The 14,229-nt window shown below is 55.4% G+C and carries 10 protein-coding genes and 4 pseudogenes; 6 read left to right on the top strand and 8 right to left on the bottom strand.

From position 1 onward, the window contains the following. Positions 1-82: 82 nt before the first annotated feature. Both FEZ21_RS13170 and FEZ21_RS13165 read left to right on the top strand, forming a co-directional pair. Positions 83-359 (top strand): annotated as a pseudogene (locus FEZ21_RS13170) (integrase core domain-containing protein); the annotation flags it as partial. A 110-nt stretch (positions 360-469) separates the two neighbouring features. Further along, the gene (locus FEZ21_RS13165) at positions 470-931 is read left to right on the top strand and encodes a hypothetical protein (protein WP_003444700.1); all 462 of its coding nucleotides are present in this window, start codon (positions 470-472) and stop codon (positions 929-931) included. Positions 932-1,411: 480 nt separating this feature from the next. On the opposite strand, the gene FEZ21_RS13160 is transcribed toward FEZ21_RS13165, so the two are convergent. Further along, positions 1,412-1,828 carry an Ivy family c-type lysozyme inhibitor gene (locus FEZ21_RS13160; RefSeq protein WP_003444702.1) on the bottom strand — a complete coding sequence of 139 codons (417 nt, stop codon included), beginning with the start codon at positions 1,826-1,828 and terminating at the stop codon, positions 1,412-1,414. A gap of 200 nt (positions 1,829-2,028) precedes the next feature. After that, positions 2,029-2,190 (bottom strand): annotated as a pseudogene (locus FEZ21_RS13155) (site-specific integrase); the annotation flags it as partial. A 214-nt stretch (positions 2,191-2,404) separates the two neighbouring features. Between FEZ21_RS13155 and FEZ21_RS13150 the strand changes: the two are divergent. Next, positions 2,405-2,911, top strand: coding sequence for a GNAT family N-acetyltransferase (locus tag FEZ21_RS13150; RefSeq protein ID WP_238839947.1), 507 nt, complete (start codon positions 2,405-2,407; stop codon positions 2,909-2,911). 553 nt (positions 2,912-3,464) lie between these two features. Further along, the gene (locus FEZ21_RS13145; RefSeq protein WP_003444708.1) at positions 3,465-3,719 is read left to right on the top strand and encodes a hypothetical protein; all 255 of its coding nucleotides are present in this window, start codon (positions 3,465-3,467) and stop codon (positions 3,717-3,719) included. Between the two features lie 17 nt (positions 3,720-3,736). Here the strand turns inward: FEZ21_RS13145 and FEZ21_RS13140 are convergent. Both FEZ21_RS13140 and FEZ21_RS13135 read right to left on the bottom strand, forming a co-directional pair. Further along, positions 3,737-4,159 (bottom strand): annotated as a pseudogene (locus tag FEZ21_RS13140) (phage baseplate assembly protein V). Between the two features lie 60 nt (positions 4,160-4,219). Next, a pseudogene (locus FEZ21_RS13135) lies at positions 4,220-4,435 on the bottom strand (integrase); the annotation flags it as partial. 70 nt (positions 4,436-4,505) lie between these two features. On the opposite strand from FEZ21_RS13135, the gene dusA reads away from it, so the two are divergent. Next, positions 4,506-5,516, top strand: a complete 1,011-nt coding sequence (gene dusA, locus FEZ21_RS13130; protein ID WP_160627398.1) for a tRNA dihydrouridine(20/20a) synthase DusA — start codon at positions 4,506-4,508, stop codon at positions 5,514-5,516. 67 nt (positions 5,517-5,583) lie between these two features. Here the strand turns inward: dusA and rssC are convergent, their stop codons facing one another. The 3 genes from rssC to FEZ21_RS13115 form a co-directional block, all read right to left on the bottom strand. Further along, positions 5,584-6,066, bottom strand: a complete 483-nt coding sequence (gene rssC, locus FEZ21_RS13125) for an anti-sigma factor antagonist RssC (RefSeq protein WP_010657349.1) — start codon at positions 6,064-6,066, stop codon at positions 5,584-5,586. Further along, complete coding sequence (gene rssB / locus FEZ21_RS13120) at positions 6,063-7,247, bottom strand: two-component system response regulator RssB (protein ID WP_003444715.1); 1,185 nt, start codon at positions 7,245-7,247, stop codon at positions 6,063-6,065. The genes rssC and rssB overlap by 4 nt, the downstream gene beginning before the upstream one ends. Before the next feature lie 344 nt (positions 7,248-7,591). Then, positions 7,592-8,281, bottom strand: coding sequence for a VacJ family lipoprotein (locus FEZ21_RS13115; protein ID WP_160627396.1), 690 nt, complete (start codon positions 8,279-8,281; stop codon positions 7,592-7,594). A gap of 313 nt (positions 8,282-8,594) precedes the next feature. On the opposite strand from FEZ21_RS13115, the gene FEZ21_RS13110 reads away from it, so the two are divergent. After that, positions 8,595-8,858: a DUF4404 family protein gene (locus tag FEZ21_RS13110; RefSeq protein WP_003444719.1), complete on the top strand. Its 264-nt coding sequence runs from the start codon at positions 8,595-8,597 to the stop codon at positions 8,856-8,858. 72 nt (positions 8,859-8,930) lie between these two features. On the opposite strand, the gene FEZ21_RS13105 is transcribed toward FEZ21_RS13110, so the two are convergent. Beyond that, positions 8,931-13,787 carry an NAD-glutamate dehydrogenase gene (locus tag FEZ21_RS13105; protein ID WP_003444722.1) on the bottom strand — a complete coding sequence of 1,619 codons (4,857 nt, stop codon included), beginning with the start codon at positions 13,785-13,787 and terminating at the stop codon, positions 8,931-8,933. Between the last annotated feature and the right edge of the window lie 442 nt (positions 13,788-14,229).

Raw genomic sequence — 14,229 nt, 5'->3', positions numbered from 1 at the left:
GCTGATCGAAAGCAGCCCTTCCGGGGGCCTGCTTTCAAACGCTAAAAATCGATACTAAAAAAGGCTACCGCGCTCTTGAGCAAGTCGCCACTTTTGCCAGCACCTTTGGCGGTGCCGCATCAGCCAGAGCATGAGTCGCAGGGGCAATTGCTAAGACAACTCGCCGATGGAGCGAGTATTTCGTAGCTTGAAAACCGAGTGGATACCTCCAGTAGGTCATATGTCGGTTCAGCAGGCTCAACGGGGCATCAGCCATTACTTGATGCATCGCTACAACTGGATACGGCCTCATCAATTCAATGGCGGGCTAACGCCCGCGGAGGCCGAGAAAAACTAAAGTCGTGCCCGGAGTTAGTTGACCACTGCACCTGTCAAAATCCCCATGTCGCTCCCTTAAATATTTGGCGGGTCTTTAGCATCAGCAACGCGGTCATGGCAGAATGCCCCGCCAACAATAACGGAGCCTGTGATGAGAACCTTCGCAATAGCTGCACTAGTACTTCTTCTTACAGGGTGCGTGTCAAAAATCGTTGAGTACACTCCGTCCAGGATCAGCCCGGAACAGGCGCGTTCGGTAATTGAGCAGGTACTTATGGAGCAACCTCTCAAGACCAGGCCGGAGCAGGTCGTGTTTACTGATGAGTACATTGGTTATGGCAGCGGCATACTCTCGACCACCAGCGGCTTTGCCAGCGCAGTCCCTCTGGGTGGCGGAGCGATAGCCGCAGGCAATTCAAGAACATCATCAAAAGCCGTTCAGACTCGTATTTACTACAACTCAATCGGCAGCGTGGCCCTCTACTCGAAACGCGGTCGATGGGTTGTGCAAACCCGGAGTACTGGCGGGAACGTCATGAACAGCTCACTTGTAGATACGCAGAAGAAAGCTGAGCGTTTCGTGGATGCGATGATTTCTCTCAAGCGCGGATAGAAGTGACCAAAAACCATAAGTCGCTCAAAACCAATAATGGGGACATTGGGTAATACCAGCGCAACGGTATAAACCGCTACGTTTTGCGTATCACTGTCGAAGACGGGTTAGTTACCCCACGGGATTCAAAGTCTCGCTAAACAATTGCCCGATCCATTACCTGCAAGCTCAAGCACCGGGGTCGTACCAATATGGGCGCGGATAATGCGGCAGCCGGCGGCAGTGCTGCGGCAAGCTCGCAATCGGCGCCAGGGGCCTTCGAACGGATCATCGCCGTCCACAGCATCCACTACCCAAAGCGAGCTAAAGCAGCACTACATGCACCGCATAGCCCGCGTCCAGCAATGCAAACGACAAACATTGCCCGCCAGCAGAAGTAAAGAAAGGATAGGTCATGGCCAAGTCAGTAAAGAAGTCGCCAATTAAGCCGCCTAGAAGCTCATGCCAGTATTAGAACACCGCCAAATCTTGCTCCACGGGTTAGTCTTCTGGATTGTTATCAGAGAAGGATTTGTTCAGAAGTCCCTCGATCACGCTGTCAGGGTTGCCCAGCAGCTGTTTGTTGAAGGCCTTCCCATCCTCTGAACGCGTAGCGAGAAGCCCCCAGGACTTTGTTCCATCGGCACTAAAAACAACACTGAGCTGATTGTCTGCACAGTCGTGTGGCTTGCACATATGCCCCACGGTGAAGCTTTTTCCTTCAGCCGAAACCTTCTCAACCGGCGACGCGACGCCCTGAGCTTTGCTGACCCAGCTCGGAAAGCTAAGCATCTCGGCATAGGCTTTTTTGTACGGACTCTTGCTGGCTAACTCGGGCAGATACTGCTCCGCTGAAGCTCCAGCCGCGATCAACATCATGCAAGATCCAGTCAGGATTGAGAGGCGTGTTTTTTTCATTTCAATAACTCCCTGTAAGCAACTTGGTGAGCGCATCACGCGATGCGGAACTCAATACGTCGGACTCAGCCTCGCCTGAGAAGTTTCGATAATCCGCCGCAGCAAACATTCTAGATCAGAGAGGTTGATCACGGCCGAGGAATAATCCGTGCTGCGTGTTCATAACCCGGCAGCAAAATGTTTACCTCGTCCAGCCAAACTGACATTTCAGTTTTGACACCTTTGATCCAGGCCTGCGCGGTCGCCTTGCGGTAGAACGTCTGGCTTTCCTTATAAACTGTCACACCCTTTTGCATGATGCGGATCTGCGCGGTGTAACCCGTCGATCCATCCTTGCGCTTGCGAACGGTGACAGTGCCCATGATTTTGCTGCGCGAAGGTTTTAAAACTCAGAGCACCTGTAAACATTATCTGGCTCCAATCTAATCCCTGTATAAATTTTGTACCACCATCCCATCCTTGAACTACCATTCGCGAAAGAAAGACCGTTTACATAAGCGGCAGCGAACGACCAAAAATAGGCACCCAGTTGTACTTATGGAACTCGAGGTCGTTCATTCCTGATTTTTATCAGGTATGACAGACTCTTCTTTTTTGCGGACGCTTTGTGAGAAAACCATGGAGATTCGACGGTTCAGAATCGGGGATGAGATTGCGTTGTTCGACGTCTTTTACTCTGCCATTCATAAAGTCGCGTCACGCGATTACACTCGCGATCAAGTCGAGGCCTGGGCTCCTGCTGATCTTGATCAGACGCTATGGGCGGAACATCTTCGAAATCTCCGCCCATTCGTGGCTGAGGTAGACGGGGAAATTGTGGGCTATGCGGATATTCAACCGAACGGTTACATCGACCATTTTTTTGTGTCGGGTACTCATCCTCGGCAAGGAATAGGCACTTTATTCATGAACCGTATCCATGAAGAAGCCAGGTTACTTGGCATTGACGAACTGACTTCAGATGTCAGCAAGACGGCTGAAAGGTTCTTTGAATTGTACGGTTTTCATGTCGTGCGCCGAGGATTTCCGATCCGTCGGGGCGTAACACTTCAGAATGCACTGATGCAGAAAAGCCTAAAATGAGGCTCATTAATGCCTCGGGTGGACCAGCTGCCACTTCGGGTAGGTTGCTGCCAATCACGCGAAATCCTCAGCCTTGTCAGTGATGGATGGTACGAGGCGATTCACTGCACGGGGATGCAGCCTTACAGATGCAGTATCACAACCCCACATCACCTACAGCATAAGCACCAGGCATGCCTAGCTACGACTTCATTCACCGGGAAACTTGTATCGAAAAAGGATAATTAATATACGATTCTCTGCAGGCTAATCGAGCAAGACGACAACCAAAAACAACTTCCAACCTCTCACAATCAACATCGACTTCTTTAATAACTACGATAACAGTGAAAAAAACAGCACTCGAAAAATGACGCCAGCTCAGACTTTACATTTTTAGTCGGGCGGGGTTGATTGGCTAGCCATTGTTTTTTCCAGGCAAAAAAAATACCCGCGCCTGGCGGGTTAGTTGAGTTGAAAGCTATCGCTGTAGTAATGCTGCCCATCTATTGAGCTGCCCTTTCCTGTCGGGCACACTCCGTAGTCCTCATTACCCGATAACAGGAGTTTACGGATGCCATTTCCACAGACGGAACATAATGCTTTGCTGGCCCTAAAAGGCGTAGGACCGACCGTTATCGCTCGCCTAGAGCAGATGGGCATTGACTCGCTTAATTTACTCAGCAAGGCGAGTGTCGACGACATCCTGGCTCAGGCATCAGCAGCAGTTGGATCGACTTGCTGGAAGAACAGTCCCCAAGCCCGGGCAGCTATTACCACTGCTGTTAGATTTGCCAAGGACTATCATGCGAACACAGTTGATTCATAAAGCTGACTCGAACTCCCTCAATGCTTGTGGTTAGCCGTGTTGCCACTGGTGTCGATAATTGCTCCGCCACCGTTGATATCCCCCGTGACGCGCAGCCCGCGGTTGATCATCACTTCGCCGTAAATGGTCACATCATCGAGCGCGATCGCCCCGGACGTCACCGCCACAGCGCTATCCGTAACGGTCGCCGACGACCTTGATATCCACCAGGCCAGTCGGCAGCACAATACTGTAACTGTGAGCCAGCCAGTAGTAAGTCAACGACCCTCCATCGTCGAACAGCCAGCGCTCGACGTGATCCCGGTTATCCGGGGCGGGCCCGGCATCGCCAAACAAGCCCGGCACACCGGCGGCCGGGCAGTCAGGTCCAGGGCGACTACATAGCACTCCTTGACCATGCCCGCGATCATGCGGTCGTGCTCGGAAAGGACGAGGCTCATGGGCCAACCTCACCGCCCACGCTGAACACCAGCAAGCCGGGTTTTTCGTCGGGCCAGTGCCATTTCCTTAACCATGGCGCCTACACGGTTTGCCCGCTCGATCGCGCCGGGTTGACCCAGATCGGCTTCACGCTTGCAAACCCATGCCTGGGCGGCCTGTTTTCGGGCGAAGGTCTGGCTCTCTTGGTAGACTTGCGCCCCTTCATGAATCAGGCGTATCGGTGCCGTGTTACTAATGCTGCCGTCGGTGCGTTTCCGTGCTCTGATCGTGGCCATGGTCAACTGGTACAATTCGAAATCGGGTTGGTACTTTGTACCACTCACCCCCTAAAACACGTAGAGCAAAATGGTACAGAATTCAGCTACACCCCACGTAAATACAGGCTCTGCGGTGTCCAGACGCTTTAGCGTGGCCCCAATGATGGATTGGACCGATCGTCATTGCCGTTTCTTCCTGCGCCTGTTATCGAAAAACACCCTGCTCTACACCGAGATGGTGACCACTGGCGCGCTGCTTAACGGTGATGCCGAGCGCTTTTTACGTCACGACGAGGCTGAGCATCCGCTGGCTCTGCAGTTGGGCGGCAGTGTTCCCGCCGATCTGGCAGGCTGCGCGCGCATGGCCCAGGCCGCCGGGTATGACGAGGTGAATCTGAATGTCGGCTGTCCGAGCGATCGGGTGCAGAACAATATGATTGGCGCATGCCTGATGGCTCATCCGGCGCTGGTTGCCGATTGTGTGAAGGCCATGCGTGACAGCGTTTCCATTCCGGTCACGGTCAAGCACCGCATTGGTATTAACGGACGCGATAGTTACGAGCAGCTGTGTGACTTTGTTGGCACCGTTAAGGATGCGGGTTGTACCAGTTTTACCGTGCATGCGCGTATTGCGATTCTTGAAGGGCTGTCGCCGAAAGAAAATCGCGATATTCCACCTTTGCGTTATGACATTGCCGCGCAGCTGAAAGCTGATTTCCCTGAGCTGGAGATTATTCTCAACGGCGGGATCAAGACGCTTGAACAATGCCAGGAGCATTTGCAGGTGTTTGACGGGGTGATGCTAGGGCGTGAGGCTTATCACAACCCGTACATTCTGGCTGAAGTCGATCAGCAGCTTTTTGGCAGTACCGAACCGGTGATTTCACGGGCCCGGGCCCTGGCGCTGTTGCGCCCTTATATCGCGGCGCACATTGCTGCGGGCGGGGCAATGCACCATATCACCCGGCATATCCTGGGGCTGGGCCAGGGCTTTCCCGGGGCACGGCGCTTCCGTCAGTTGCTGTCTGTGGACATCCACAAGGCCAAGGACCCACTGGCCTTGCTGGATCAAGCCGCAGAGCTGCTGGAAGGCCGCTGAATCGCAGGCAATTAAAAAGGGCCGTCCTGTACAGGACGGCCCTTTTTTATCGGTTGCCGCTCAAGGATCAGTGACGCTCGAGTGCATTCACCAGATCATGGAACGCTTCACGGTTGGAGTCGTTGAGCCCCATCAGAATTTTGTGGGCTTCAAGCACTTTGACCCGGACCACTTCTTCAGACTGGTCCTGGGATGGCAGGTCTGTCAGGCACTCAGGGCACGGAATTGGCTTGCCGATGATGTTGAACACCTGATCGAAGCCCATCGACTGCAGAAGTCGCGTGATGTCTTCGTGGGTGGTGACAACTGTCGGCAACAGACCGATTTTCTGGCGTGACAAAATCGACAGTTTCGCCAGCAAACCCAGGGTGGTGCTGTCGATGCTGCGGGTTTCGGTGAGGTCAATGACGATGGCGTTGAAATTCAGCGCCGTGAAAATCCTCTCGATTGTCGCATCCAGTGCCGAACACAGTGTCAGGCGCACTTCACCCACAAATTTCAGGACAAATGTACCGTCCTGTTCGGCGAACTGAATTCTACCGGTACTCATTTAAGATTCCTGCTTAACACCAACAAGGCGATATCATCCGGCATCTCCCCGAGCGTAGCTAATCCAAACTCTTGGCGCAGGCCATCCAGGCTGCCGCCAGCTGCTTTTACCAGTTGTGGCAAAGCTGCCTCTTTCTCTTTGAGCGTCTGCTCGGTCAAAAGGTCCAAAATTCCGTCCGACATCAGTGTAAGACTGAAAGCTTCCGGCAACTTCAGAACATGATCTTCATAGGTCGCTTCGTTAAACAGGCCAACCGGCAGCCCTCGCCCTTCCAGGTAGCCCACGCTGTCAGGCGTGTAAAGCACCGGCAATGGCAGGTGGCCGCCAATGCTGTAAGTCAGCACGCCGGTTTCTTCATCAATGACTCCGCCGACCATGGTCACGTGTTTGCCCAGCTTGCAGTTGATCAGGCCGCGGTTGATGTGCCCAAGCACCTCTGAAGGCTTGAACTCGGGCAGGGTACCGTTGCGTTTGGACTCGAACAGCAAGCGCGTGGTCATGAACTTGAGCAGCACGGTTACAAACGCGGATGACGCACCGTGACCGGAAACGTCAGCCAGATAGAAGGCTACCCGTCGCTCATCGACCCTGAAGTAATCCACGAAATCGCCGGACAAATACAGGGAAGGAATAATTTGATGAGCAAAGTTGAAATCATCAATGGACCAGGGGCTGATGGGCAGCATGTTCATCTGCACCTGGCGCCCGGCATTCTGGTCTTCCTGCAAAAGATGCAGACTGGCTTCGAGCTCGCGGTTGGCCGACTCCAGCTTGTCGCGGTAGCGCTGGTTTTCCACCAGCAGCCGCGCGCGATCCAGCGCCCGATGTACTGAGTGCTCCAGAACGGCCAGATCTTCAAGCGGCTTGATCAGGTAGTCGGCAGCACCCAAGCGCAGCGCCTCGACCACATCGCTCATCACGCCCGCACCGGAAATCACGATCACCGGGGTTTGCGACGAGCGCTGCGCTACCTGCCGGATCAGCTCCAGGCCACTCATTTGGGGCATGCGCAAGTCACAGATCACTAAGTCTGGCTGCTCTTGCTCGAACACCTGAAGACCCTGCATGCCATTGCTGGCCTGGAGGACGCTGAAGCCGCTGTCTTCCAAGTAGGCTGCCAAACTGGCGCGTACTACTTCGTCGTCATCAATGATCAGCAGCGTGGCACTGGTTTTTTGCATGTGGGCAAATGGCGCCAGAATTGGGTTGGCGTAGGAGCTCGAACGGGTCGGGCTCAACGACTGAATTGGCTTATGAACATCCCTGATTCAAATCGATGGTATTGCTCGATCCTACAAAGGTGCCCGTGTAAGGCGCAGACGGTACTCCCATCCGCGGGGGGTTTCAAGCTCAGGCCGATGGTGGCCGCAGGTCTTCGTCAAGTTAAATTCCTGCGGGTTATAAGAACCTCGTGAACGGCAACTAAAACCAAGGTTCGAGCTCCGCCAAAAGCAACCTTCACCCCACCCCGACAATGCAAAAAACGGCCCTCAGGGCCGTTTTTTTTGCAGCAACAGCGCAAGAATCAAAAGTCGTCTTCAACCTGCCCGTCTTTGATCTTGAACTCGCGGTTCTGCAGATACGCATTGCGGATAAAGACGTACCTGTCACCCGTAATGAGCTTTTCAGCAGACAGCAAGCTGGCGCGGGTATCAATAACATCCATGCCGATTGCCATGTTACGGGCCGGGATATCATTCATGTAACGGTACGGTTCGGTGAAGGTGTCCGGATAAATGGCGACTGCGTCACGCACGGTGCTCGGACCCAGTACCGGCAACATCACGTAAGGACCACTAGGTACACCCCAGTACCCCAGGGTTTGCCCGAAGTCTTCAGCGTTGCGCTGCAGACCCATTTTGGTGCCGACATCGAAGAAACCGGCAACACCGAGGGTGGTATTCATCAACAGACGGGCCGTGTCTACACCCGCAGCCTGGGGCTTGGCTTGCAATACATCGTTGGCCAAGTTGCGCACGTCGCCAATATTTCGATACATGTTATGGATGCCATCCTCCAGAAACTGCGGAGTGATGAACTGGTAGCCCTGGGCAAGGGGCTTCAAGGCATAGGTATCGAGCTTTTCGTTGAATTTGAAAATGACCCGGTTAACTCCTTCCCACGGGTCATCTTCGGTGGCGGCGTTGGCGGTGAATGGGACCATCGCAACACCGGCACAGACACATATTTGAGCAAGACGATCGGTCCAGCGCATAGCAAAGCTCCTAAAAAATACATAATACTTGGGCGCTACGCCCTGGGTCAGGCGCAGAGTATAACGGTAATTGGATTTTCGGCGCCCAAAGAAACACCTGCAACAGACTGACCCATGCAGCAGTCGTTCCGAAAATAATTACATTTGTTATAAGTTTCCGCATCTCGCCCCTCTCTGCCGGCAAAAGCCGCTATAGGGATTTTGATAGAGATCATGCATGCTTGGCCCGAGTGGATTAATCTAGAGGCCCGCTTACAGACCTTTTGTTCACGGCGAAGGTCTATACAGAGCCTATCAATAAAGGATGAATGCTATGCCTGCCGGCGATCTGCAAAAACAACTCGACTCCCTGCGCGAGCAACTTGATAAAAACCCGCCACTTTCCCTTGATGAGCGGGACGACCTCAACAAACTCGCTGAACAGATCGATGCCCAGATCAAAGTCGAAAACGCAACTCAGGACACCAGCCTGGTCGACAACGTTAATCTGGCGGTAGAACGCTTTGAGGTCGAGCACCCTACCCTGGCTGGCACCTTGCGCAATATCGTACAAACCCTGGGTAATATCGGGATCTGATTTCCCGTAACACCCCGGACACAAAAAAGCCCCGACTCAATCGAGTCGGGGCTTTTTTTATTGCTCAGGCTGTCAGAGCCCTGATTGACCACTCAACGCCAGGTCGAGCAGCTCACGGTTGGCTACCGCATACATTGCGTAGTCATTGCCGGTGGCGGCACGCAGATCCACCAGCATCGAGCGCCAGCGCTCAACCATCGAGTTGTTCTGCTCAAGCCACAATGCCAGACGCGCTTCGATTTCAGTCGGGGCATCAGCCATTTGCAGTACCGAGACGGTAATTGCACGCTGCTGCCAGTCGATATCATCACGGAACGCTTCACGGGCCAGCGCCTGCCAGTTGTTCTCTACCGGCAGGTTGCTGATTTGCTGCAGGTACCAGGTCAGATCCAGCGCACTGCCGACGGCGAAGTACGCCTTGGCCACATCCGCAGCATTCTGGCCGGTCACATCCGAAGCCTCGATGATCGGCAGCAAGGTGTACAGGTGCGTAGTACCAGCCACCATCCGCGCCAGCAACTCCGGTACACCGGCTGCGACGTAAGCCTGGTAGCGGGTCTGCCAGCCCTCGCGGGTTGCACCTTCCAGCAGTTCGTCGAGCTTGAGCCCCAACGCCGCCAGATGCGGGCCGAAATGCGCCACATCACGTGCCGCATCCAGTTCGTTGCGACGACTGCGCAGGAACCAGCGGGTGGCACGACGACCCAGACGCATCAACTCGTCCATCAGCGCCAGCTGGATTTCGGCCGGAACCTGGTAATCCAGAGCTTCGATCTGACGGAACCAGTGCGGGAGATGGAAGATGTCGCGCACGATCACATAAGCACCCGCCACATTGGCAGCACTCATGCCGGTCGACTCTTTCAGCCGCTCGACAAAGGTAATGCCCATGTGGTTGACCAGATCGTTGGCGATCTGGGTGCTGACGATTTCACGCTTGAGGCGGTGACGACGCATGGCAGCGGCAAACTTGCTGACCAGCATCGGCGGGAACGCGGTTTCCATGTCACGGGTCAGGTAGTCGTCATCCGGTACCTGGGAGTTGAGCAAGGCTTCCTTGAGGTCGATCTTGCTGTACGAGATCAACACCGACAGCTCGGCACGGGTCAGGCCATGGCCCGCCGCTACGCGCTCGTTGAGTTGCTCTTCGGACGGCAGGAACTCAATGGCACGGTCCAGCTTGCCACGGGCTTCCAGATCGCTCATCAGACGCTTGTATTCAGCAATGCGCTCGTATGCACGGCGCGCCGCCAAAGAAATGGCCTGGGTCTGCTTGTAGTTGTTGCCCAACACCAGGCCGCCGACTTCATCAGTCATGCTGCCCAGCAGCTGATTACGCTGCTTCTCGGTCATATCGCCAGCCTGCACCACTTCGTTGAGCAGGATCTTGATATTCACTTCGTGGTCAGAGCAGTCCACGCCACCGGCGTTGTCGATGAAGTCGGTATTGGAACCGCCGCCATTGAGGTTGAATTCGACACGGCCCAACTGGGTCATGCCCAGGTTGCCGCCCTCGCCCACAACCTTGCAGCGCAACTCGTTGCCGTTTACCCGCAACGCGTCGTTGGCCTTGTCGCCTACATCGGCGTGGCTTTCGCTGCTGGCTTTGACATAAGTACCGATACCGCCGTTCCACAACAGATCTACCGGCGCCTTGAGCAAGGCATTCAGCAGTTCGGTCGGGGTCAGCTTGTCGGCGGTAATTGCGAAACGCTCTTTCATCTCAGGGGAGATGGCGATGCTTTTCGCACTGCGCGAGAAGATCCCGCCGCCTGCCGACATGATGCTGGTGTCGTAATCCGACCAGGCCGAACGCGGCAGGTCAAACAGGCGCTGACGCTCGACGAAGCTATTGGCCGGCTCCGGGTTCGGATCGATGAAAATGTGCAGGTGGTTGAATGCCGCGACCAGTTGCAGCTTGTCGGACATCAACAGGCCGTTGCCGAACACGTCGCCGGCCATGTCACCGACGCCAACCACGCTGATGCTGTCTTGCTGAACGTTGATGCCACGCTCTTTAAAGTGGCGCTGCACGCCCACCCAGGCGCCTTTGGCGGTAATGCCCATTTTTTTATGGTCATAACCGGCCGAACCGCCCGAAGCAAACGCATCACCCAGCCAGAAGCCGTAATCAATGGCAATGCCGTTGGCAATGTCGGAGAAGGTCGCGGTCCCTTTGTCGGCTGCTACCACCAGGTACGGGTCATCGTCATCGTGACGGACCACGTTCAATGGCGGTACCAACGCGCCGTCCTTGAGGTTGTCAGTGATGTCCAGTAGGCCGGAAATGAAGATCCGGTAGCAGGCAATCGCCTCGGCCTGGATTTCGTCGCGTCCGCCGCCCAGTGGCAGACGACGTGGCACGAAACCGCCCTTGGCGCCCACCGGCACAATGACCGAGTTCTTCACCTGTTGAGCCTTTACCAGGCCCAGTACTTCGGTACGGAAGTCTTCTTCACGGTCGGACCAGCGCAAGCCACCGCGAGCAACGTTGCCGAAACGCAGGTGAACCCCTTCAACCCGTGGCGAGTAGACGAAGATTTCAAACTTCGGCACCGGCTTTGGCAGCTCGGGAATCAGGTGCGGATTGAACTTGAAGCTGAAGTACGAACGGTTCTGGCCATTGGCATCCGGCTGGTAGAAGTTGGTCCGCAGGGTTGCTTTGATCAGGTCCAGATAGCGCCGCAGGATGCGGTCTTCGTTGAGTACCTGAACGTCATCCAGAGCAGTCAGGATCGCTTGCTCCAGACGCAGCTGCTTGTCATCCAGATCTTCTGCGGTCAGCTTGCGCGCCAGATAGAAGCGGGTTTTGAACAACCGGGTCAACTCGCGGGCGATGTCGGTATGGTTGTTCAGGGTGCTGGCGATATAGCCAAGGTCGAAGCCCAGGCGAATCTGCTTCAGGTAGCGGGCGTAAGCACGCAGCAATGCCACATCACGCCACGGCAAACCGGCGGTCAGTACCAGGCGGTTGAAGGCATCGTTCTCGGCGTCACCCTTGACGATATGCACGAATGCATCCTGCAGGGTGTCGTTGAGTTGCTGGATATCCAGATTCAGGCCTTCGCCCGCGGTGAAGGCAAAATCATGGATCCAGAACTCACGACCATTGGCATGCCGCAGGCGGTACGGGAACTCGCCCAGTACGCGCAAGCCCAGGTTCTCCAGGATCGGCAACACATCAGACAACGCCAGTGGCGTATCTGCGTGATACAGCTTGCAATGCAGTTCCTGGCCGGCGCTTTGACCCAACGGCTGGTAGAAGCTCATCACCAGCGGGTTTTTCTCGCTCAGGCTCATCAGGTGCTGCATGTCGACCACGGCCGAGTGCGCGGCAAAGCGCTCGCGGTAGCCGGCCGGGAAGCCTTTCGGGAAGTCCGACAGCACCTTGGTGCCATTGGCTTCGCCGAAGCTTTCAACCACCAGGCTTGCGTAATCGTCCTGCCAGCTGCGGCAAGCCTGGACCACTTCTTTTTCCAGCATCAGCGGGTCGATATCGATCCGGTTTTTTGGATCGACCCGCAGGATCAGTTGCACGCGGGCCAGTACCGACTCGGAGAAGAAGGTCCAGAACTCGCAGTCCGAAGCTTGCAGACGCTCCATCAGCACTTGCTGGATTTTCTGCCGCACTTCGGTGGAGTACACGTCCCGTGGCACATAGGCCAGGCAGTAGCAGAAACGGCCATACGGGTCTTTGCGCAGGAACACGCGAATCTTGTTGCGCTCCTGGATTTGTACAATCGACATCACCGTGGTGAACAGTTCGTCGACCGGGGTCTGGAACAGATCGTCACGGGGCAGGACTTCGACCACCTGAGCCAGTTCCTTGCCCAGGTGAGCCTTGGGCTGGAAGCCGGAACGGCGTTCGATCTCGGCAACCTTGCGCCGGATATAAGGAATCACCCGCACGCTCTCGCCGTATACCGACGAGGTATACAGGCCCATGAAGCGGCATTCCTTGATCACCTTGCCGTCGGCATCGATTTGACGAATCGAGACATAGTCAGGGTAAGCCGGGCGATGTACGCGACTTGGGTGCGCAGCCTTGGCAAACGACAGCAGGGTCGGCTCGCGCAGGTAGCTGACGGCGTAATCTTCGATGCGCAGGTCTTCGGCAGTCAGGCCGGCCCGCAGCAGCTTGGTCAGACCGAGGAACGACTGCGGGTCATATTCGATATGACCGCCATCCGCCTCGTCACGTACCACAAACTCTTCATAGCCCAGGAAAGTGAAGTGGTTGCCCACCAGCCACTCCAGGAAGCTCTTGATTTCGGCTTTCTCGTCGGCATCGACGACGTACTGGCAGCTGTCGATACCTGCCAGCAACTCCTGGACCTTGTCTTTCATTGGCTCGAAATCAGCCACGGCGACGCGCACTTCACCCAGAACCTGTTCCAGTTCCTTGCTCAGCACATTCAATTCAGCGGCATTGGAGCAGCGATCGATTTCCAGGTACATCAGCGACTCTTGCGAGACGCCTTCGCCACTGGTGCCCTTGGGCAGAATTTCCAGCAACTCGCCTTTGCTGCCGCGGCGAACGCTCAACACCGTGGTCTGCAGGGTGTGGATGCTGTAACCGCGGCGGTTCAGCTCGGTACGTACCGAATCCACCAGAAACGGCAAATCGTGATGCAGTACTTCTACGGCGGTGTGGGTCGACTGCCAGCCATGGCGCTCGTAATCAGGGTTATAGACCCGCACTTGCGGCTGCGCCGGATCGAAGCGTTCCAGCAGACGCCAGGCCGACAGCGTACAGCCGGCCAGGTCGGACATTCGACGTTGCGTGAGTTCGTCCAGGGAAATGATGCCGAAGAATTGCTCGGCAAACAGGGCTACTTGTGGCAATGCCTGTTCACTGATGTGCTGGGCCAGAGCTGCTTGCAGTTGATGCTGGAAGTCGGCTTTGCTGGCTGCGGTGAAGAACGCCATCTGTGGTACTCCGCTTGGGCTTGTTATTGAGAGAAGCGTCGCGTGCTGTTCCCGCGTGGGGAGCTGCCAATACTGTGCAAGGGCATATCTTGGCAGTTTACCTTGAAAGCACAGCATGACAGGGTGGTGAAGCTGGCCGCGACCCAGGGGTCACATTCACGTTCCAGGATGGGTATCTGCAAAAACGACTGCCGGTTGAACAGGCTGTGTTTTTAAAGATAGCTATCACCCGCGAAGCTTAACGATTGAGCCGCCCGGCCTGCTTGCGATGCGGCGACATATTCGGTCATTGGGACGCAACCTTGCGGCCTGATAATGAACAACCCTAGCATTCCAATGGGGAAAACATTCCGAAAAGCACCTGTAAATCCCTTGCCAGTCACAAAAATGACTCGTACGACGCAATCCGGACTCTTCGACACATTTTCAATCAGGCCAGCAT

This window comes from Pseudomonas sp. 9.1(2019), from assembly GCF_009910445.1.
GTDB lineage: Bacteria > Pseudomonadota > Gammaproteobacteria > Pseudomonadales > Pseudomonadaceae > Aquipseudomonas > Aquipseudomonas paraversuta.
The sequence above is the reverse complement of the archived record's forward strand: the minus strand, read 5'-3'. Positions and strand labels throughout refer to the sequence as shown.

Coding starts and splice junctions, on each gene's coding strand:
- FEZ21_RS13165 (WP_003444700.1), top strand. CDS start 470: ATGAGAACCTTCGCAATAGCTGCACTAGTACTTCTTCTTACAGGGTGC.
- FEZ21_RS13160 (WP_003444702.1), bottom strand. CDS start 1,828: ATGAAAAAAACACGCCTCTCAATCCTGACTGGATCTTGCATGATGTTG.
- FEZ21_RS13150 (WP_238839947.1), top strand. CDS start 2,405: ATGACAGACTCTTCTTTTTTGCGGACGCTTTGTGAGAAAACCATGGAG.
- FEZ21_RS13145 (WP_003444708.1), top strand. CDS start 3,465: ATGCCATTTCCACAGACGGAACATAATGCTTTGCTGGCCCTAAAAGGC.
- dusA (WP_160627398.1), top strand. CDS start 4,506: ATGGTACAGAATTCAGCTACACCCCACGTAAATACAGGCTCTGCGGTG.
- rssC (WP_010657349.1), bottom strand. CDS start 6,066: ATGAGTACCGGTAGAATTCAGTTCGCCGAACAGGACGGTACATTTGTC.
- rssB (WP_003444715.1), bottom strand. CDS start 7,247: ATGCAAAAAACCAGTGCCACGCTGCTGATCATTGATGACGACGAAGTA.
- FEZ21_RS13115 (WP_160627396.1), bottom strand. CDS start 8,281: ATGCGCTGGACCGATCGTCTTGCTCAAATATGTGTCTGTGCCGGTGTT.
- FEZ21_RS13110 (WP_003444719.1), top strand. CDS start 8,595: ATGCCTGCCGGCGATCTGCAAAAACAACTCGACTCCCTGCGCGAGCAA.
- FEZ21_RS13105 (WP_003444722.1), bottom strand. CDS start 13,787: ATGGCGTTCTTCACCGCAGCCAGCAAAGCCGACTTCCAGCATCAACTG.